Origin of the sequence: Mucilaginibacter aquatilis (assembly GCF_009755275.1) — a bacterium.
GTDB classification, from domain to species: domain Bacteria; phylum Bacteroidota; class Bacteroidia; order Sphingobacteriales; family Sphingobacteriaceae; genus Mucilaginibacter; species Mucilaginibacter aquatilis.
In genome coordinates this window covers 282,066-300,613 of sequence record NZ_WQLA01000005.1, presented here as the reverse complement: position 1 = coordinate 300,613, position 18,548 = coordinate 282,066, and the positions used below count along the sequence as shown (strand labels likewise).

The 18,548-nt window shown below is 42.8% G+C and carries 14 protein-coding genes; 8 read left to right on the top strand and 6 right to left on the bottom strand.

Going from position 1 to position 18,548, the window contains the following annotated elements; genetic code table 11:
• Positions 1–19: 19 nt before the first annotated feature.
• The gene (gene treA / locus GO816_RS13970; RefSeq protein WP_157542553.1) at positions 20–1,585 is read right to left on the bottom strand and encodes an alpha,alpha-trehalase TreA; all 1,566 of its coding nucleotides are present in this window, start codon (positions 1,583–1,585) and stop codon (positions 20–22) included.
• A 108-nt stretch (positions 1,586–1,693) separates the two neighbouring features.
• On the opposite strand from treA, the gene GO816_RS13965 reads away from it, so the two are divergent.
• Together GO816_RS13965 and GO816_RS13960 are read left to right on the top strand one after the other, a co-directional pair.
• A complete protein-coding gene (locus GO816_RS13965; RefSeq protein ID WP_157542552.1) occupies positions 1,694–2,287 on the top strand; it encodes a YceI family protein in 594 nt (197 codons plus the stop codon).
• 122 nt (positions 2,288–2,409) lie between these two features.
• Complete coding sequence (locus GO816_RS13960) at positions 2,410–2,826, top strand: response regulator (RefSeq protein WP_232336576.1); 417 nt, start codon at positions 2,410–2,412, stop codon at positions 2,824–2,826.
• On the opposite strand, the gene GO816_RS13955 is transcribed toward GO816_RS13960, so the two are convergent.
• Positions 2,823–3,593 (bottom strand): MBL fold metallo-hydrolase, encoded by a 771-nt coding sequence (locus GO816_RS13955; RefSeq protein ID WP_157542550.1) that lies wholly within the window; start codon positions 3,591–3,593, stop codon positions 2,823–2,825. The two genes, GO816_RS13960 and GO816_RS13955, sit on opposite strands and share 4 nt — an antisense overlap.
• An 86-nt stretch (positions 3,594–3,679) precedes the next feature.
• On the opposite strand from GO816_RS13955, the gene recJ reads away from it, so the two are divergent.
• From recJ to GO816_RS13940, 3 genes are all read left to right on the top strand, one after another.
• Positions 3,680–5,377 carry a single-stranded-DNA-specific exonuclease RecJ gene (recJ, locus tag GO816_RS13950; protein ID WP_157542549.1) on the top strand — a complete coding sequence of 566 codons (1,698 nt, stop codon included), beginning with the start codon at positions 3,680–3,682 and terminating at the stop codon, positions 5,375–5,377.
• A gap of 77 nt (positions 5,378–5,454) precedes the next feature.
• Positions 5,455–6,192: an LPS export ABC transporter ATP-binding protein gene (lptB, locus tag GO816_RS13945; RefSeq protein ID WP_157542548.1), complete on the top strand. Its 738-nt coding sequence runs from the start codon at positions 5,455–5,457 to the stop codon at positions 6,190–6,192.
• Between the two features lie 21 nt (positions 6,193–6,213).
• Positions 6,214–7,749, top strand: coding sequence for a GH3 auxin-responsive promoter family protein (locus tag GO816_RS13940; RefSeq protein ID WP_157542547.1), 1,536 nt, complete (start codon positions 6,214–6,216; stop codon positions 7,747–7,749).
• Positions 7,750–7,753: 4 nt separating this feature from the next.
• Here GO816_RS13940 and GO816_RS13935 read toward each other — a convergent pair whose 3' ends face one another.
• The gene (locus GO816_RS13935; protein WP_157542546.1) at positions 7,754–8,239 is read right to left on the bottom strand and encodes a DUF4920 domain-containing protein; all 486 of its coding nucleotides are present in this window, start codon (positions 8,237–8,239) and stop codon (positions 7,754–7,756) included.
• Positions 8,240–8,455: 216 nt separating this feature from the next.
• On the opposite strand from GO816_RS13935, the gene GO816_RS13930 reads away from it, so the two are divergent.
• Entirely contained in the window at positions 8,456–9,844 is a 1,389-nt protein-coding gene (locus GO816_RS13930; protein WP_157542545.1) for an NHL repeat-containing protein, read from the top strand.
• A 75-nt stretch (positions 9,845–9,919) separates the two neighbouring features.
• Here the strand turns inward: GO816_RS13930 and GO816_RS13925 are convergent, their stop codons facing one another.
• Complete coding sequence (locus GO816_RS13925) at positions 9,920–10,366, bottom strand: cytochrome B (protein ID WP_157542544.1); 447 nt, start codon at positions 10,364–10,366, stop codon at positions 9,920–9,922.
• Positions 10,367–10,601: 235 nt separating this feature from the next.
• On the opposite strand from GO816_RS13925, the gene GO816_RS13920 reads away from it, so the two are divergent.
• Together GO816_RS13920 and GO816_RS13915 are read left to right on the top strand one after the other, a co-directional pair.
• Complete coding sequence (locus GO816_RS13920) at positions 10,602–13,697, top strand: amidohydrolase family protein (protein ID WP_157542543.1); 3,096 nt, start codon at positions 10,602–10,604, stop codon at positions 13,695–13,697.
• A 24-nt stretch (positions 13,698–13,721) separates the two neighbouring features.
• Complete coding sequence (locus GO816_RS13915) at positions 13,722–15,029, top strand: amidohydrolase family protein (protein WP_232336575.1); 1,308 nt, start codon at positions 13,722–13,724, stop codon at positions 15,027–15,029.
• Between the two features lie 85 nt (positions 15,030–15,114).
• On the opposite strand, the gene GO816_RS13910 is transcribed toward GO816_RS13915, so the two are convergent.
• Complete coding sequence (locus GO816_RS13910; protein WP_157542542.1) at positions 15,115–15,681, bottom strand: hypothetical protein; 567 nt, start codon at positions 15,679–15,681, stop codon at positions 15,115–15,117.
• Between the two features lie 179 nt (positions 15,682–15,860).
• A complete protein-coding gene (locus GO816_RS13905) occupies positions 15,861–18,200 on the bottom strand; it encodes a tetratricopeptide repeat protein (RefSeq protein ID WP_157542541.1) in 2,340 nt (779 codons plus the stop codon).
• Positions 18,201–18,548 lie beyond the last annotated feature (348 nt).

Sequence of the window (18,548 nt, the reverse complement as noted above, 5' to 3'; positions counted from 1 at the left end):
CAAACGGGTTAAAGCAAGCCTACTTGTACCGGTATAAGTTCATGAGCTTTAGTAACACACCGTTTGTCCAGCCAAACCCATCTTGTAAAGGATATTCGCCGCCGCCCGCAGTTGCATCGGCGTGCTGAATGTCGTATTTTTCAAGCAGCTTGCCTGTTTGTTTAAATACGTTAATGTTCAGCGTTATCCATTTCTCTGCAGCACCTTTAGCAATATTGTAGTATTGGTAGTTACGTAGTCCCATAATGGTTACATATTGTAAAGGAGCCCAACCGTTTGGCTGGTCCCATTGCTGGCCTGTAGATTTTAAAGTAGCAGCAATACCGCCAGGTTGTATAAACTTGTTTTTAATGAGTGCGGCAACCTGACTGGCCTGCGCACTGTTGGCAATACCTGTAAACAGCGGAAATGCAGTAGCAATAGTAACCTGTGATGAAATGCTTTTAAGCTTCCAGTTGTAATCTTTATAACAACCTGCTTTAGCATCCCAGCAATACTTATCAATGGCTTTTTTACGTTTAGCAGCCTTGGTATTAAATTGTGCTGCCAATTGAGGCTTATTGCTGATTTTGTAAGCTTGTGCTATCACGTTTTCAAGGTTGTAAAGCAGACAGTTTAAGTCAACCGCTGCAAAGTTTGTAGTTTGTATGGTTGCAAGTGATTTTCCGTCAGCAAGCCAGCGGCTGCTGAAATCCCAGCCCGATTCGGCCGCTGCTCTTATATTCCTGTAAAACTCATCCTTAAGCTGGCTGGTTTCGCGTGCAGTTAAAACATCTTCGCGGTATGATTCCTCACGCGGTTGTGCACTTGCATCCCAGTAGCGGTTAAGCAAGCTACCGTTGGGCATGCTTACTACGTGCATTGCTGCCGTGCCTGCTTTTAAGTTTACAGCGCCCTGCATCCAGTAAGCATATTCTTTAAGTAATTGCGGTAAATATTTTTTTAAAACGCTGTTGCCTTTATGCCTGGCAAGCAACTGCACCATGAAAGAAAAAAATGGGGGCTGCGAACGAGTAAGGTAATAGGTGCGGTTGCCGTTAGGTATATGCCCGTTTTTATCAATCAGGTAAGCAAAATTATCTACCATGCTCTCTATCAGTTTAAAGCGTTTAGCCTCCTCAAGGCCAAGCATAGTAAAGTATGAATCCCAATAATAAATTTCTCTGAATCGGCCGCCCGGTACAATATAATCATGCGGTAGTGGTATAAGCGTGGTGCCTTTAGCCGTATCGGCAACGTGTTGTAATACATTCCACAGCGTATCTATATGTTTACGTATGCCTGCACTTACGTTACTCTTATATGGTATGCCACTTTCAACTGGCGCTTTGAAGTTTGCTTTAACAAAAGCGTTCAGATTAAATCCCGGTTGATTTTTTTGCTGACGGTAGTCTTTAAGAATGGCAACTACAGGGCGCGTGGGCTGCGCGTCAACAAATGTTTTACCGTCACTATAAACTTGTTGCATTTGTACAGCATCAAACAACTGGGGGTAAAGTTGGGCAGGCGTTTGATGCTGTGCAAATGCTAAGCTTGAAAACAAGCAAAATATAAGGTTCAGCAGTGTAAATTTCTTTTTAGTCATTAAGTATTAAACCATACAAACCATAAATTGTCATACAAAAGCAAATAAAATATTAGATGTTTAAACATTTATTTTAATCTGTTACATTTGTATTCTTTTAAAACAAACATGAAAAAATTAACAACCTTATTTACAGCAGTTATAGCGGTGGCTTTAGTTGCTTTTAAACCAGTAGCACCGGTAACTTTTAAAGTTGACACTCAAAAAAGTAAAATTGAATGGGTAGGTAAAAAAGTTACAGGCCAGCACAGCGGTACCATCAAACTTGCCTCAGGTGAAGTTGCTACAAACGGCAAAGTTCCTACCGGCGGTAAATTTGTTATTGACATGAACAGCATGGACTGTACTGATTTAAGCGGCGAAGGAAAAGGCAAATTATTAGGTCACTTAAAATCAGAAGATTTCTTTGGTGTTGAAAAATACCCAACTGCTGATTTTACTGCTACCAAAATCGCTCCTGCAGGTGCTGGTAAAGTTAACGTAACAGGTAACTTAATGGTTAAAGGTAAAACAAGTGTTATTACATTTCCTGCTACTTACAGCGTAGCTGGTAACACTTTAACCGTAAACGCAACTGACGTTAAGGTTGATCGTACTAAACACGATATCCGTTACGGTTCAAAAAGCTTTTTCGCAAGCATAGGTGATAAAGCCATTGATGACGAGTTTGTATTAAACATAAATTTAGTAGCAACCCGCTAACATTTCAAACTTCTAATCGTATATAGAAAATCCTGGTTAACATATCAGGATTTTTTTTGTTTTAAAACTTAAGGGAATGAAACAATTATGTTGTACTTTCCGTATAAGGAATAATTATGACAATGAGCAACTCCAAACCTATTAGCATATTATTGGTTGATGACGACGAGATCAACAATTTTATTTCAATAAAGCTTATTAAAAAAGCACTGGTATATGCTGATATAACCGCTTGTTTGGACGGGAGTTATGCTATAAATCAATTGCTTGAAATTCAGGAAAAAAACCCTGAAAATTTGCCTGACTATATCTTGCTCGACATTAACATGCCCATAATGAACGGATGGGAGTTTTTGGATGAGTACAAGCGTTTAGGGCTCGATCCTCTTGGGAAATCTAAAATATACATTATCTCCTCATCTGTTTTCAGCAATGATATTAACAAAGCTAAATCATATGATTTGGTTAAAGATTTTATATCGAAACCGTTAAACGTAGAGAAAATCAGAGAGCTGTTTGCTGTTGAAAATACAATTTAATAAGGCTTTATGCTAAACGTATCGTCTTGTTGTGATACGTAGCCGATAGCTGTTGACTTGGCGTGATAGAATAAGCAGGCCCAGTTTTCGGCAGATGCTTTCGTTCCGTATTCCTCGCGCAGGTGCATAGCCCTTTTGCCGTCATAATCATACTTCGCAGCAAACTTCCGGAGCAACTGCTCAGGTTCCGGCAGTTCATCGCCGCCAAAAAAGCATTTTTGCCCGTTGTTTTCAATCAAAAATACCTGGTGATATTGGGTATGTCCGCCCGATAATTCAAAGTGAATACCTGGCCTTACTTCTCCGTTATCCTCAACAAATTCAATTTTTGCTTCGCGCTCAAGGGCTTCAAATATTGGCTTTCGATACGAGCTTGACTTGCCCGACATTGCCACTTCCCATTCACCCTTATTAATAACATGTGTTGCCTGCGGAAAGCTTGGCTCAAGCTTGCCGTTGCGCTCAACTACCAAACCGCCGGTATGATCATAATGAAGGTGTGATTGCAGCACCAGCGTAACCTCGCCCGGGGCAAAACCTGCTTTACGTATGTTTTGATGTATAATAAGTTCGCCGCTGCTATCTTTCAAACCCAAACCGCTATCCAGTATAATAAGGTCGCGGTCTGTTTTTACCAAAAAAGGGTTTACGTGAATAAACAGTGAGCCGGGGCGGTCTTTTGCATTATCAGTAGCCGGGTTAAATGGTATAAACTGTTTTGAGGAATCAACCGAGTAAGAGCCTTCACCTAATGCAAAAATTTCCATAGTTACTGTAGCGTGTTATATTTAGAAATGTACCTTTGTGGGTTATAAACCCTGTAAAACAATAAAAGGTTTCGTATTACAAAAGTATGCAAAAACGGTGGGCACTTAAGCAAAATCCCGATATTAATGAGGTAAAGCGTATTTCGGCCGAGTTAGGTATTGATGAGGTTTTGGCTGCCATGTTGTTGCAAAGAGGTATTCAAACTTTTGAGGAGGCCCGGTTTTTCTTCCGTCCTGATATGCGGCATCTGCATGATCCCTTCCTGATGCAAGGGATGGAACAGGCAATTGAGCGTATTGAAAAAGCCATACAAACCGGCGAAAATATTTTAATATACGGTGATTATGATGTGGACGGTACCACAGCCGTTACCGTTGTTTACAGTTTTTTCAGAAAGCGGTACAGCAGAATAGAATATTACATCCCCGATCGTTACCTGGAAGGTTACGGTATATCAACACAAGGTATTGATTATGCCGCTCAAAACAATTTTACGCTCATTATAGCGCTTGATTGTGGTATAAAAGCGGTTGATAAAGTAGCTTACGCAAATGAGTTAGGGGTTGACTTCATTATATGTGATCACCATACTCCCGGCAATGAACTGCCCGAAGCGGTGGCCGTGCTCGACCCTAAGCGTAATGATTGTGACTATCCGTACAAAGAGCTTTCGGGTTGCGGTATTGGCTTTAAACTGATACAGGCCTACGCACAAAAAAACGATATCAGCTTTGATGAAGTTGCCAACTATCTTGACCTGGTAGCCACCAGCATAGCCTGTGATATTGTGCACGTAACCGGCGAAAACCGTACACTGGCCAGCTTCGGTCTGCAAAAAATTAACAGTAACCCGGGTACCGGCATAAAGGTGCTGATGGATATAGCCGGAAAAACCAGTAATTACTCCATATCTGACGTGGTTTTTATGATTGGCCCGCGCATTAATGCTGCAGGTCGTATTGATAATGCGCGCCACTCTGTGGAGCTGCTGCTTTCAGAAGATATGGAAGCTGCCAAAGCAAAGGGAATGCTCATCAGCGAAAAAAACCTGGAGCGCAAGGGCCATGACCTTGCCATAACCGACGAGGCCCTGAGCATGATAGCGGCTGATGCGGTAATGACCGGGCGTAAATCAACGGTGGTGTTCAACGAGCGGTGGCACAAAGGGGTTATTGGTATTGTGGCATCACGCCTTACTGAGAAATATTACCGGCCAACCATTGTGTTAACCCACTCTAACGGGCATGTAGCGGGCTCAGCCCGATCAGTTGTTGGTTTTGATTTGTACGAAGCCTTATGCGGCTGCAGTGATTTACTGCTGCAATTTGGCGGACACAAGTATGCAGCTGGTTTAACCATGAAGCCCGAGCAGGTGGAAGCTTTTACAGCACGGTTTGAAGAAGTAGTGGCTGCAACCATAACCGAGCAGCAGCTTATTCAGGAAATACAGATAGATGCGGAGCTTAAGCTGGAGAAAATTACATCCAAGTTTTTTAGAGTTTTGACACAGTTTGGTCCGTTTGGGCCCGAAAATGTGTGCCCGGTGTTTATTTCGCGCAATGTTTCGGTGTATGGCAACGTTAGTTTGGTTGGAAGTAACCATATTAAAATGTGTGTACACCAAAGCGGCTCGCCTTTGTTTGACTGTATTGCCTTTAACCAGGGTGAATGCATTGAGGAAATACGCAAAGGCAAACCGTTTGATATTTGTTATACTATTGAAGAGAACATTTGGCGCGAAAAGCGTTCAATACAATTAAATATTAAAGGAATAAGGTGTTAGTGTTTGGTTTATTGTTGATGGTTTATAGCCATAAATAAAACTACTCACCACTTAGCCACACTCACAATACAATCAAAATGAATTTACGCGCCGATAATCTGGTAAAGAAATATAAACAGCGTACCGTAGTAAACGATGTGTCGTTTAACGTATCGCAGGGCGAGATAGTGGGATTACTGGGGCCTAACGGTGCCGGAAAAACCACGTCGTTTTATATGATTGTGGGTTTGATAAAACCTAACGAAGGCCACATTTATTTGGACGATGAAGAAATAACCAATGATGCCATGTACCGCCGTGCGCAAAAAGGTATTGGTTACCTGGCGCAGGAAGCATCGGTTTTTCGTAAGCTTACGGTTGAAGACAACATCAAAGCAGTGCTTGAAATGGGTGGCATGACCAAGGCCGAACAAAAAGATAAGCTGGAGGAACTGATAGATGAATTCAGTTTACACCGCGTTCGCAAAAACCGTGGAGATCTGCTATCGGGTGGAGAACGCCGCCGTACCGAAATAGCCCGTGCACTTGCAGCTCAGCCCAATTTTATATTGCTTGATGAACCTTTTGCCGGTGTTGACCCTATTGCCGTTGAAGAGATACAGGCTATGGTTTACAAGCTAAAGCACCGTAACATCGGTATTCTGATTACCGATCACAACGTACAGGAGACACTCTCTATAACTGATAGGGCTTATCTTTTATTTGAAGGTAAAATTCTTGAATCGGGTGTGCCCGAAATACTTGCCGCTAATGAGATGGTGCGCAAGGTATACCTTGGGGCCAACTTTGTGCTGAAAAGAAAAACTTTTGCTTAATTTGGCTGTCGCAATACTGCTATGACCATCTTAAACTCCGTTGTTACCTGGCTCATGAAAAAGCGCATTCATCAGATTGAGCTTTTTATGAAATATCCTAACGAGGTTCAAACCGAATGGTTTAATCAACTTATTCATAATGCCCAGGATACTGAATGGGGTAAGCAGCACCATTATAAAAGCATAAAAAACCTTGCTGATTTTAAGGAACGTGTACCGTTGCAAAACTACGATACGCTGAAGCCATACATTGAGCGCATGCTTAAAGGTGAGCAAAATGTATTGTGGCCATCAGAAATTCGTTGGTTTGCAAAGTCATCGGGTACCACAAACGACAGGAGTAAATTTATACCGGTAAGTGAGGAGTCGTTAGAGGAATGTCACTTTAAGGGTGGTAAGGATATGCTTACCATTTACTGTAACAACCGGCCCGATGCCATGTTGTTTACCGGTAAAGGTTTAACATTGGGCGGGAGCCACCAGGTTGGTCAGTTAAATGCCGATACTTATTTTGGAGATTTATCGGCCGTAATTATGAAGAACCTGCCCATGTGGGCCGAGTTTTACCGTACCCCCGACCTTACCATTGCATTGCTTGAAAATTTTGAGGAAAAAATTGAGAAGATGGCACATGCCACCATCAATGTAAATGTAACAACCATTAGTGGTGTACCTACTTGGAACTTGTTACTGTTTAAGCGAATACTGGAGATTACAGGTAAAAATAATCTTTTAGAAGTGTGGCCAAACCTGGAGCTGTACTTTCATGGAGCGGTAAGCTTTACACCATACCGCGAACAATTTAAAAAGCTTATTCCTACCGATGTCATGTATTACCTTGAAACCTATAATGCAAGTGAAGGTTTCTTTGGAATACAGGATAGGGAAGAGCCGGGTGATATGTTGCTGATGCTTGATTACGGCATTTATTATGAGTTTTTACCTTTAGAAAATTTGCACGACGAGAACCCGCGCACATTAACACTTGATGAGGTACAAACGGGCGAGAACTATGCGCTTATTATAAGTACAAACGCGGGTTTGTGGCGCTATATGATTGGTGACACTGTGCGCTTTACCTCTTTAGACCCTTACCGCATACAAATTACCGGGCGTACCAAACACTACATTAATGCTTTTGGCGAGGAGGTAATTATTGACAATGCCGAGCGTGCACTGGAAGAAGCATGCCGTCAAACAGATGCTATAATAGCCGATTACACCGCCGCGCCAATATATTTCAGCGATAGTAAGAGTGGCGGCCATGAATGGATTGTTGAGTTTGAAAGAAAGCCTGCCGAATTTGAACGTTTTGTTGACCTGTTAGATGAGACCTTGCGCAAGGTAAACTCTGATTATGATGCCAAACGTTTTAAGGATATGGCCCTGCATCGCCCTAAAGTGCATGTTGCCGCTCAGGGTACTTTCGTAACCTGGATGAAACAACGCGGCAAGTTTGGCGGGCAACACAAAGTGCCGCGCCTGGCCAACAACAGGGAGTATATAGATAGCTTATTGCAGATTATGGGGAATGGCAACAGCGTATCTGCAGCCTGAATTATTACTTGTTAACCATTAAGCCGGTAACTTCAAACACAATACGCCTTTTGGGGTCCGTATTGGTTTCATGCTGCTTTTTGCCTTTTACGGTGTCGCCGGCCATGTGTTGCTGGTCATCAGCTATAAATTGCTTGGCAGCCACCCCTTCAATAATAACTTCGCGGCCCTTAAGTGCGGTTGGTAGTGTTACGTTGTAGTTTTTAAAGTGTGCTTTTATAACCCGTCCGCTATCGGCGTCAAGTTCAAACCAACCGCCTTTTGGTTTGGTAACCTTTATAACCCGTCCGTTAATTACAGCGCTGGTGCGTGTGCGCCTTCCCATAAAGCTTTCAAGTTTTGAAGCCTGCATAAGGCCAACACTGCCGGGTTTTGCTCCAAATACCATACCGTGTGGCAAGGCAGTCTTTTTTTGAGCATTTACATTAAGGGTAAACAGGCAGCTAAAGCTTACAGTAATTAAAGTTCTTTTTATTACGCTGGTAAACATATTGCTATCAACAACATTGCTGTTTCAAGGTTTCAGCAAGTATTTGTTTATTGCATTAACATTATTTAACATTAGTTTATGTGTTTTAACAGTAAACAGTTGCGTAATTAGCACCGTAATTTTATTATAGGTATTTTAGCAGCTTGTTGCAGCATTAAGTGTAGCAATGTTTGGTGTTGCTGCGTAACTAGTAAGTAATTGAATGATTGAACTTTTATGATTTTTCTACAAAATTCGGTAATAAGAAATGGCCTTGCAGCAGTGTGTTTGGCAGCAGCGGCAATTTTCACAAGCTGTAATAAAGATGGCGGCGATACTACTCCTGTAGCTCCTTCGGTTGAGTCGTTGCCGGTGTTGGCCAACGTTACTACAACAGGCGCGCAAAGCGGTGGTAATGTAACTAATTACGGCTCAAATTTAATTATTAGCAGTACAGGTGTGTGTTACAGCGCAACCAACCAAACACCTACCATTGCCGACGCTAAAACCAGCGACGGTGCTGCTGTGAATTTCAAAAGCATTATAACCGGCTTAACGCCAAACACTACATACTACCTAAGGGCTTATACACAAACTGAGGCAGGTATTGGGTATGGAGATGTGGTAACATTTAAAACCAGTGCCGCCGGAGCCGATACCACAGTAACTACAAGTACCCTGGCCGGCAGCAGCACACTTGGCAACAGCAACGGTACCGGAGCCAGCGCAAGTTTTGGCAATCCGCAAGGGGTAGCGGTTGATGCACAGGGTAATGTTTACGTTGCCGATTCATTTAACCACTTAGTACGTAAAGTTACACCTGCCGGCGTTACTACTACCTTTGCAGGTAGCGGTGGTCTTGGCTTTGCAGGTGGTTCGGCAGCTACGGCTCAATTTTATAGCCCGCAGGGAATTACTGTTGATGCAAGCTCAAATGTTTACGTAACAGATATTGGTAATAATGCCGTTTACAAAATTACCCAGGCTGGTGTGGTAACTATTTTGGCAGGAGATGGTACCGCCGGAGCAAGCAATGGAACAGGTAGTGCTGCCCGCTTTAATGTGCCCTACGGCATCACTGCCGATGCGCAAGGAAATCTTTATGTTGCCGATCGTGATAACAACCGTATACGTAAAATTACATCAGCCGGTGTAGTTACTACCTACGCTGGTATAGGCAGCGCAAGTACGCCCGGTTCGGCCAATGGAGATGCTACTTCGGCAGCAGCATTTTATCGCCCTACAGGTGTAGCTTTTGATGCGCAGGGAAACCTGTTTGTTGTTGATCAGTCAAACGCATACATCCGCAAAATTACTTTTGCAGGCGTGGTAAGTACGTATGTAGGCAACTCGGCAACAAAAAATTTGCTGAACACACCGTCAGGCATTGCTGTTGATAATCAGAATAACATTTACGTTACAGATCAAAGCGGACGTATACTTAAGGTATCAGCAGCGAAAATTTTGTATACACTTACAGGTAAAACTGCTACTGCAGGATTTGCTGATGGCAATAAGGCTACCGCATTATTTTCGAGCCCCGCAGGTATAGCAGTTGACGCTAATAAAAATATTTACGTAGGCGACACGAATAATAACCGTATCCGTAAAATCATAGTGCAATAGTTTATAGAGTTTATTGCAAAAAGAAAAGCGCCGGTAATTTAATTACCGGCGCTTTTCTTTTTTATTGTTTTGTTCTTAACCTGTTATAGAAAAAAACGGACGCTTGCTTTGCACAATAGCAACAATTATAATTAGAACTGCCAGTATGTAAAAAATAGCAATGGCGCGGTGTTTAAGCTGCGGCAAAGTAGCTTTTTTAGATTTACTGTGACCAATAGTAATCAAAACAATGGCAAACAGCATCATGGCAATGTGTTCAACTGTCCAATAGCGTGTGGTTGCCTCTTTCATGGTGTTGCTGCCAAACTGCACAAACGGACTTACGAAGTATAAAATAAGCCCGAATAAAAATTGAGTATGTGCCGATATCATGGCAAACATATTAAGCTTGCGGTTGCCTTGTGAATAGGTTTTGTTACCCAGCCATCCGGCTAAAGCCTGTAATATGGCTAATACAATAAGTATCAGTACAACAAAACGCAAACCTGAGTGCAGGTATTTAATAATTTGGTATGCAGACATGTGTTTATAAGTTTGGCTCAAATATACAAGAAATTAAAGTCATCCATCCTCCTTAGGTTTAAGCTGCGTATTTAGGTAGTCGACTATTAATCCTAACTATATTATTTAACTCATAGCGCTTAACTGCATAATTGCTATGTACTGTAGTTGTAACAATGCGGCTATTTTGTGTAAAGCAACTAAAATTTGGACGGTTATTTAAATATATTTAAGCGATTAAACTAATAACTGCAAAATGAAGAAAATTTTACTCGCTTGTTTTGCCCTCTTACTCGCACGCCAAAGCTTTTCGCAGGAAACTTATCCTGTAAACGGCTCTTGGGACGTTCGTTCGGGGCAATACGCTTTCACCAATGCCAACATTGTGGTTAGTGCCGGCCAAACCATTAACAATGGTACGCTTATTATTAAAGATGGTTACATTGAGTCTGTAGCTTCAGGGTCATCAGTACCTAAAGGTTATGTAACTGTAGATCTTAAAGGTAAATACATTTACCCGGGCTTAATTGATGCCTACACTACTTATGGTATGCCCGAGGCTCCGCGCCAGGCAGGTGGCTTTGGCGGTTTTGGCCGTGCCGCTGTGCCGGTATCAACCAAACCTGGTCCTTATGGTTGGAACGAAGCCATTCGCCCCGATGTTATGGCCGTTAAAATGTTTCACGTAAACCCAACCCGTGCCGAAGAGTTAAAGCGCAACGGTTTTGGCGCTGTACAAGCTTTAGTTCAGGATGGTATTGCCCGTGGTACATCGGCAGTATTAACCCTGGCCAGTGCAAGCGATAACGAAGTTTTGGTTAAAGATGAAGTTGCGGCGCATTACTCATTCAGCAAAGGCACAGCGGCAACTAACTACCCTTCATCTTTAATGGGCAGCATTGCGTTGCTGCGTCAAACTTACTATGATGCCGCCTGGTACAAAACTCAAAAAAAGGAATATAACATCTCCTTATCCGAGTTTAACCGTACGCAAACCCTTCCGCAAATTTTTGAGGTGAGTGACGTGCAAAGCATTCTCCGTGCCGATAAAATTGCCAAGGAGTTTGGCAAACAATATATATACAAAACCGATGGTCAGGAGTACCAACGGATAGATGCCATTAAAGCTTTGAATGCAAGTTTTATTATTCCGCTAAGTTTCCCGGCTGCATTTGATGTTGAGGATGCACTTGATGCCCGCAACGTTGGCTACGCACAATTAAAAAACTGGGAACTGGCTCCAACCAACCCGGCCGCTTTAGAAAAAGCAGGTATACGTTTTGTCTTAACCTCTAACGGTTTAACCAATGCCCGCGATTTTTGGACTAACCTGCGCACGGCCATCACCAATGGTTTGAGCGAAAAACAGGCCCTTATGTCGTTAACCGAAATACCGGCGCAAATATTAGGTGTGAGCGATAAGGTAGGCACATTGACTAAAGGTAAACTGGCTAACTTCATTATCACCTCAGGTACCTTATTTAAGGCCGATAACGTGATTTATGAAAACTGGGTACAAGGCCAAAAATTTGTAGTAAGTAAAATGGACGTAAGCGACCTGCGCGGTACTTACACCCTGAGCGGAAGCGGTTTGGCTAATACTACATTGATTATAGGCGGTACTCCGGGAGCTTACACTGCTAATATTAACCGCACCGGTACTGATAGCACCCGTACGCAAGGCACCATAGTACGCGCAGGCGATTTGGTTAGCTTATACTTCGACTTAAAAAATAAGCCTTCAGGAAATATCCGTTTAAACGGTTACATTACCTCAACAGCACCGCTGGCCCTGCGTGGTACCGGTACACTGCCTGATGGTGGTTCGGTTAGCTGGACGGCTACTTACACCGGCGCTGCTCCGGCAGGCGGTCGCGGAGGCCGCGGCCCGGGTGCTGCAGCCGGTGCAGATCAAACTGCTAAAGCTCCTGTTGTTGGCCCATTGGTTTATCCTTTCAGCGCATTCGGTAACACCGAAGTGCCTAAAACCGAAACTACCTTATTTAAAAACGCTACCGTTTGGACCAACGAAAAAGAAGGCATTCTCCAGAACGCCGACGTGTTAATAGAAGGTGGTAAAATTAAAGCCGTAGGTAAAAACCTTGCAGCGGGTGGTGCCAAAGTGGTTGATGCCACAGGCAAGCACATCACCGCAGGTATTATTGACGAGCACTCGCACATTGCCGCATCAAACGGTATTAACGAGGGCACACAATCGGTAACATCAGAAGTGCGTATTGCCGATGTAATTGATGCCGAAGACGTGAACATTTACCGTCAGTTAGCCGGTGGTGTTACTACATCGCACATTTTGCATGGTTCGGCCAATGCTATTGGTGGCCAAACCCAGTTAATTAAACTGCGCTGGGGTGTAATGCCCGAGCAAATGAAATTTGCAGGAAGCGATGGCTTTATCAAATTTGCACTGGGCGAAAACGTAACGCAAAAAAATCGTACACAATCATTTGGCGATGCTAACGTACGTTTCCCGCAGAGCCGTATGGGTGTGGAGCAGGTTTATGTTGATGCATTTACCCGCGCTAAAGAATACAAAGCAGTCCGTGCCGTTAAAGGCAGCACCACTCGTCGTGACCTGGAGCTAGATGCACTGGTAGAAATTTTAGACGCCAAACGTTTTATTACCTGTCACTCTTACGTACAATCAGAAATTAACATGCTGATGCACGTAGCCGATTCAATGGGCTTCAAGATTAACACCTTTACCCACATTTTGGAAGGTTATAAAGTGGCCGATAAAATGAAGGCCCGTAAAATTGCAGGGTCAACATTTAGCGACTGGTGGGCTTACAAATACGAGGTGGCAGAAGCTATCCCGTACAACGGCAAGCTAATGCATGAGGTTGGCGTTGTAACCGGCTTTAACTCTGATGATGCCGAGATGGCGCGCCGTTTAAACCAGGAAGCTGCTAAAGCAATTACTTACGGTAAACTAAGCGAAGAGGACGCCCTGAAATTGGTTACCCTTAACCCGGCTAAAATGCTGCATATTGACAGTAAAGTAGGTAGCCTAAAACCAGGTAAAGATGCTGATGTGGTTGTATGGTCGGCCAACCCGCTTTCTATTTACGCCGTAGTTGAAAAAACATATGTTGATGGCGTACCCTACTGGGATTATGCAAAAGATGCCGAAAAGCAAAAAGCCATGAAAGCCGATGCAGGCCGTATTGTTCAAAAAATGATCGAGTCTAAAGGTCGTGGTGCTGCTACCCAGCGTCCGGCATTCCAACGCCCGCGTTTATACGAGTGTGAAAGTGTTGAAGATGCCGCCTACGTTATTGCCGATGACTATAACGGTATGAACAAACAGGTTTCAGCTAAAAATCATCAATAATCCAATCCATTCAAAGAAATCAACATGAAAAAGAAATTTATATTAGGTTTTGGAGGATTGATGTTAACTACAGTCCTCGCGTTTGGTCAGGCCACCATCATGCCGGCTAAACCGCAAGCTGGCCCTGTTGTAATTACCGGTGCTACCATACATGTGGGCAACGGCAAGGTAATTAACAACGGCTACATCGCTTTTGATAAAGGGAAAATTACAGCCGTAGGCGAAGGTTCGGCTCCTAACACCACCGGCGCTACCATAGTAAACGCCAGCGGCAAACAAGTATATCCTGGCTTTATTTGCCCCGTAACTTCATTAGGTTTGGTGGAGTTCGAATCTATCCGCGCTACCGATGATGAGACTGAAACAGGTGAAATGAACCCGCATGTGCGTTCGCTTATTGCATTCAATACCGATTCGAAGGTTATTCCAACCGTACGTTCAAACGGCGTTTTACTGGCTCAGCCAACACCGCAGGGTGGTACCATTTCAGGTCAGTCATCAGTGATGATGCTTGATGGCTGGAACTGGGAAGATGCAGCCTATAAAAAGGACATTGCCGTACACCTGACATGGCCTGTTGTTCGTAACGGTCGTGGCCGCAGAGGTGGTTTTGGCACAGGCGCTGCCGGGCAAGAATCACCTGCGGAGCGTGCTCAAAAAGCCATTGATGCTATTGTAAGTTTATTTGCAGAAGCTAAGGCCTACGCACAAGCAAAGCCAGCTATAACCAATGCACGTTTAGGTTCAATGGCCGGGTTATTCAATGGCAGCAAAAAGCTTTTTATAACTGCCGACGGGGCCAAAGAAATTATCCAAGCGGTAAACTTTGGCAAGCAAATGGGAGTGCAGGTAGTAATTGTAGGTGGTAAAGATTCCTACCTGGTTACCGACGTTTTAAAAGACAATAACGTGCCGGTAGTTATAAGAGAAACCCAAGCTTTGCCAGATAAGGACGAAGATGATGTTTACCTGCCATACAAGTTGCCTCACCTGCTGCAGCAAGCAGGCGTGTTATACGGCCTAACCGGCACCGGTTTTTGGCGTCAGCGCAATTTGCCTTTTGAGGCTGGTCAGGCAGTTGGTTACGGCTTAAGCAAAGAGCAGGCTTTATCAATGATTACTCTTAACAATGCCAAAATTTTAGGTATCGACAAAACAACCGGTACCCTGGAAACCGGTAAAGATGCCAACCTCTTTATTTCGGCAGGAGATGCACTTGACATGGTTACCCTTGACGTGGAAAATGCATACATACAAGGCAAAAGCATAAGCCTTGATAACCTGCACAAGCAGCTTTACAAACGTTACAGCGAAAAGTATAGCTTAAAATAACAGAGCATGTTTAACTATAAAAGGGGCGGAGATTCTGTCCCTTTTTTGTACTTGAAACATGAGGTCTATGGTTATATGTAGCAGACTATAAATCCGATTTGCAGGGCTTTTGCTTAGTATTGATATTAAAGGTAGTTATATAACCTCCACCGTTAGTTACATAGCTGGTCACATCCTCTTGCTTGGTTTGTTGGCCAATGGTGTAATTTATAGTAATACTGCAGTCGTTCGGAATTTTTATCCAAACGGTTTTACTTTGCCCGGTATTTAACTGTTGAATTAACTTATCGTCGCAGCCGCTTACTCTTAAGTTTTCTACTATTGCTTTGTTGGGATTAACAAAAGTTATCCTCACATAATTTGATAGTGTGATACCAATCCAGAGGTATAATATAGAAACCGGAACGTTTATTAATAAAATTTCGATGGCTTTTAATGCAGTTGGTAATGGTATGGCGTGGTAGTGGGCGCGCACTATAATTGCTGTTAATACAGCAAGGTTTATGAGCATAATAAGCTCCCCATATACTATGCCTAGTATTGCTGCACTTAAACTCATTGTAAGGTAGAAAGCAAGCAAAAACAGCGTTCCTCCTAAAAATGTAATTAAGGCGGTAATCTTAGTTACCTGTTTAATTGAAGGCAAAGCCATAATAAAATTCAATAGAATATTAACAGTGCTTAAATATTTACTCCCGTTTATCAGATGCTGATTTAATGTAGATGTTACAATGCTGAGGCTTGATAGCGGTTTTAATTCAATGAAATTCTAGGTTAAATAAATACGGCCGCCTTAATATTAAGGCGGCCGTTTTGTTGAGTTTAGAAGTGTTAATTACAATACTTTTTAATAGCGTCATATGCCTCGCGTAGGCCTAGTTCACCGGCTTTACTAAAGTCTAAACAGCCATTATTCTTCTCTGCAGAAACCTGAACCCGCACCATACCCCTACGGAAGTAAGCCATGCGCAGGCGGGTATCTAAAGCTATGGCCGAGGTGTAATCATCTATAGCGCCACGGTTATCTTTTTGGAATTCCTTAAGTTCGCCTCTGCGTAAAAAAGCCATTTTATTGGCAGCATTCATTTGAATGGCGTTGTTGTAATCCATCATTGCGCCACGGTAATCCTGCAACTTATACTTGGCCAAACCCCGGTATAAGTAAGCATCTGAATTATTAGGATTCATATCAATTGCCGTGTTGTATTCTTGTATGGCGTTAATGGAATCCTGCAATGCAAATTTGGCTAAACCACGGTATACAAAAACATCTTCATCCTGCGGGTCATTCTCATAAGCCTTTTTAAAATCATCCATGGCACCTAATGAGTCAGGAAGGTTAGCCTTCGAAAGACCGCGTAAATAATATGCTTTGGCGCTATTGGTATTAATGTCAAGTGCTTTGTTATAGCTGTCAATTGCGCCCAAATAATCGTTTAAACCTGCTTTTGCATTACCTAAAAACAAATACCCTTCTTCATTAGGCTTTTGCGACAGGGCTTTGTTAATATCAGCAAGCGCACCTTCATAGTCGCCGTAGCCTGCTTTAAGGTTGCCACGGTTTTGATAGGCTTCGGCCGAACCTGTATCTATACGCAAAACCTGGTTAAAATCACGGGCGGCACCTTGAGTATCACCAAGTTTGCTTTTTGATACCCCGCGACGGATGAGGAAGGCGGTGTTTTTAGGATTGATTTTAAAGCCTAAGTTATAAGTATCAATGGCGCCCTGGTAATCGCGAAAGAGTGCCCTCGCATCGCCAAGTTTTAAATAGGCTTCTTCGCTACGCGGCGAGTTATTTAAAACGCGTTGGTAATCCTGCGCTGCTGCTGAGAAGTTACGTGTGCGGGCATACATGTTACCACGCTCCAGGTAAGCATCCATGTAATCGGGCCTTATGGTTACGGCTTGCGTATAATCTTCAATAGCACCATGAAAATCGCGCGTATCGCGTTTAATATTACCACGCATGTAATGACTATAACTATTACGCGGGTTAAGTTGTATTGAGGTATTGAAGTCTGCTAGGGCGCCGGCAGTATCTTTCATTGCAGCTTTTGAAGCGCCGCGGGTTGCGTAAGCGCTTTCGTCACTGTCATTACTTTTAATGGCAAAGTCAGCATCATCAATTGCACCGCCATAGTCTTTATTGTCATAACGGATGCCTGCACGAGTGCGATAAGCCTCAGGGTATGCTTCGGGTTTAAGCTCAATAGCCTTATTCAAGTCTGTCAGGGCTTTAACCTTATCGCCTGTGTTGTAATACGCTACGCCACGACGCAGATAAAGCTCGCCGTTTTTAGGGTTTTGTGAAATAGCTTTGGTGTAATCAACAATGGCTCCTTTATTATCAGCTGCGTTTGTTTTGGCGTTTGCCAGATACTGGTAAAGTTCGGATAGCTTTGGGTTTAACCTTATTGCATTTTTGTAATCAATAATAGCTCCCTGGTTATTACCCATATTGCTTTTGGCATTTCCGCGGTAGTAGAAAGCCTCAGCGTTATTAGGATCAAGAGTAATAGCCTTATCAAAATCAAGTATTGCGCCGTTGTAGTTTTTTAAAGCCGCTTTGGCGTTGGCTCGATAATAATACAGTTCTGAGCTGTTGGGACGCCATTTAATAGCCTTGTCATAATCAATAATGGCGGCAGCGTTATCGCCCATATTGCTTTTGGCAACACCGCGATATATAAATAAGTCGGGATTGTTTGGGGTAAGCTCAATAGCTTTGGTAAAATCAGCAACGGCACCAACATTATCTTTTAAGTTGGCTTTCGCGTTAGCCCGGTAATGATAAATATCGGCATTGTTGGGCTTGTAACGCAGTGCGGTGGTATAGTCTTGCACGGCGCTTTCATACTGCTTTAAATTGCTGTAAGCATTGGCTCTGTAGTAATAAGCGTCGGGGTAATCGGCTTTAAGCCTTATAGTTTGGGTAAAATCGCTTACGGCGCCACTAAAATCCTGCACGTTTGAGCGTGCGTTTGCCCTAAAGTAATAGGCATTAGCATTAGTGCTATCAATACGGATGGCTCTGGTATAATCCTGAATGGCGCCGTTATAATTTTTTATTTTATCTTTTGAATTACCTGCCTGAATGTAAGTGTCGGCAGTTTGAGCGATTGCCCAAATGGGTAAAATAAGTGATAAAACAAGTAATAATTTCCCCATGTAGTAAAAGTAGTTTATCTGTTATTCTGATAAATGTTGTGCATACCCAATATTCCCAACAGTTAAGAACTGTTGTTTTCAAGCACCTCTTTAAACCATTGCTAAAGTACACAATTGCCTCTGATTTAAAATCATTATGATTGTTAGCAGGTACATAAGTGCATAAATCATGTTAATTTTGGCAGTTTTACTTCAATGTATTTATAAATCAAGTAAAATTATGCAGCTCAAAATAAATTCTTTGCAAATGTACGGTTTGCCATAAATCAAAATCTAAACCTGCAATTAAACCAATGGTTTAATTTGCCGCTTAAAGCATCATGCATTAATGTTGCAAAGCTGTAAACT

What these genes read in the sequence shown, in the direction of transcription:
- GO816_RS13940 (WP_157542547.1), top strand. Translation starts at nt 6,214, where the DNA reads ATGACCATCTTAAACTCCGTTGTTACCTGGCTCATGAAAAAGCGCATT.
- GO816_RS13955 (WP_157542550.1), bottom strand. Translation starts at nt 3,593, where the DNA reads ATGGAAATTTTTGCATTAGGTGAAGGCTCTTACTCGGTTGATTCCTCA.
- GO816_RS13925 (WP_157542544.1), bottom strand. Translation starts at nt 10,366, where the DNA reads ATGTCTGCATACCAAATTATTAAATACCTGCACTCAGGTTTGCGTTTT.
- GO816_RS13915 (WP_232336575.1), top strand. Translation starts at nt 13,722, where the DNA reads ATGAAAAAGAAATTTATATTAGGTTTTGGAGGATTGATGTTAACTACA.
- GO816_RS13920 (WP_157542543.1), top strand. Translation starts at nt 10,602, where the DNA reads ATGAAGAAAATTTTACTCGCTTGTTTTGCCCTCTTACTCGCACGCCAA.
- GO816_RS13965 (WP_157542552.1), top strand. Translation starts at nt 1,694, where the DNA reads ATGAAAAAATTAACAACCTTATTTACAGCAGTTATAGCGGTGGCTTTA.
- GO816_RS13960 (WP_232336576.1), top strand. Translation starts at nt 2,410, where the DNA reads ATGAGCAACTCCAAACCTATTAGCATATTATTGGTTGATGACGACGAG.
- treA (WP_157542553.1), bottom strand. Translation starts at nt 1,585, where the DNA reads ATGACTAAAAAGAAATTTACACTGCTGAACCTTATATTTTGCTTGTTT.
- GO816_RS13935 (WP_157542546.1), bottom strand. Translation starts at nt 8,239, where the DNA reads ATGTTTACCAGCGTAATAAAAAGAACTTTAATTACTGTAAGCTTTAGC.
- GO816_RS13905 (WP_157542541.1), bottom strand. Translation starts at nt 18,200, where the DNA reads ATGGGGAAATTATTACTTGTTTTATCACTTATTTTACCCATTTGGGCA.
- recJ (WP_157542549.1), top strand. Translation starts at nt 3,680, where the DNA reads ATGCAAAAACGGTGGGCACTTAAGCAAAATCCCGATATTAATGAGGTA.
- GO816_RS13910 (WP_157542542.1), bottom strand. Translation starts at nt 15,681, where the DNA reads ATGGCTTTGCCTTCAATTAAACAGGTAACTAAGATTACCGCCTTAATT.
- GO816_RS13930 (WP_157542545.1), top strand. Translation starts at nt 8,456, where the DNA reads ATGATTTTTCTACAAAATTCGGTAATAAGAAATGGCCTTGCAGCAGTG.
- lptB (WP_157542548.1), top strand. Translation starts at nt 5,455, where the DNA reads ATGAATTTACGCGCCGATAATCTGGTAAAGAAATATAAACAGCGTACC.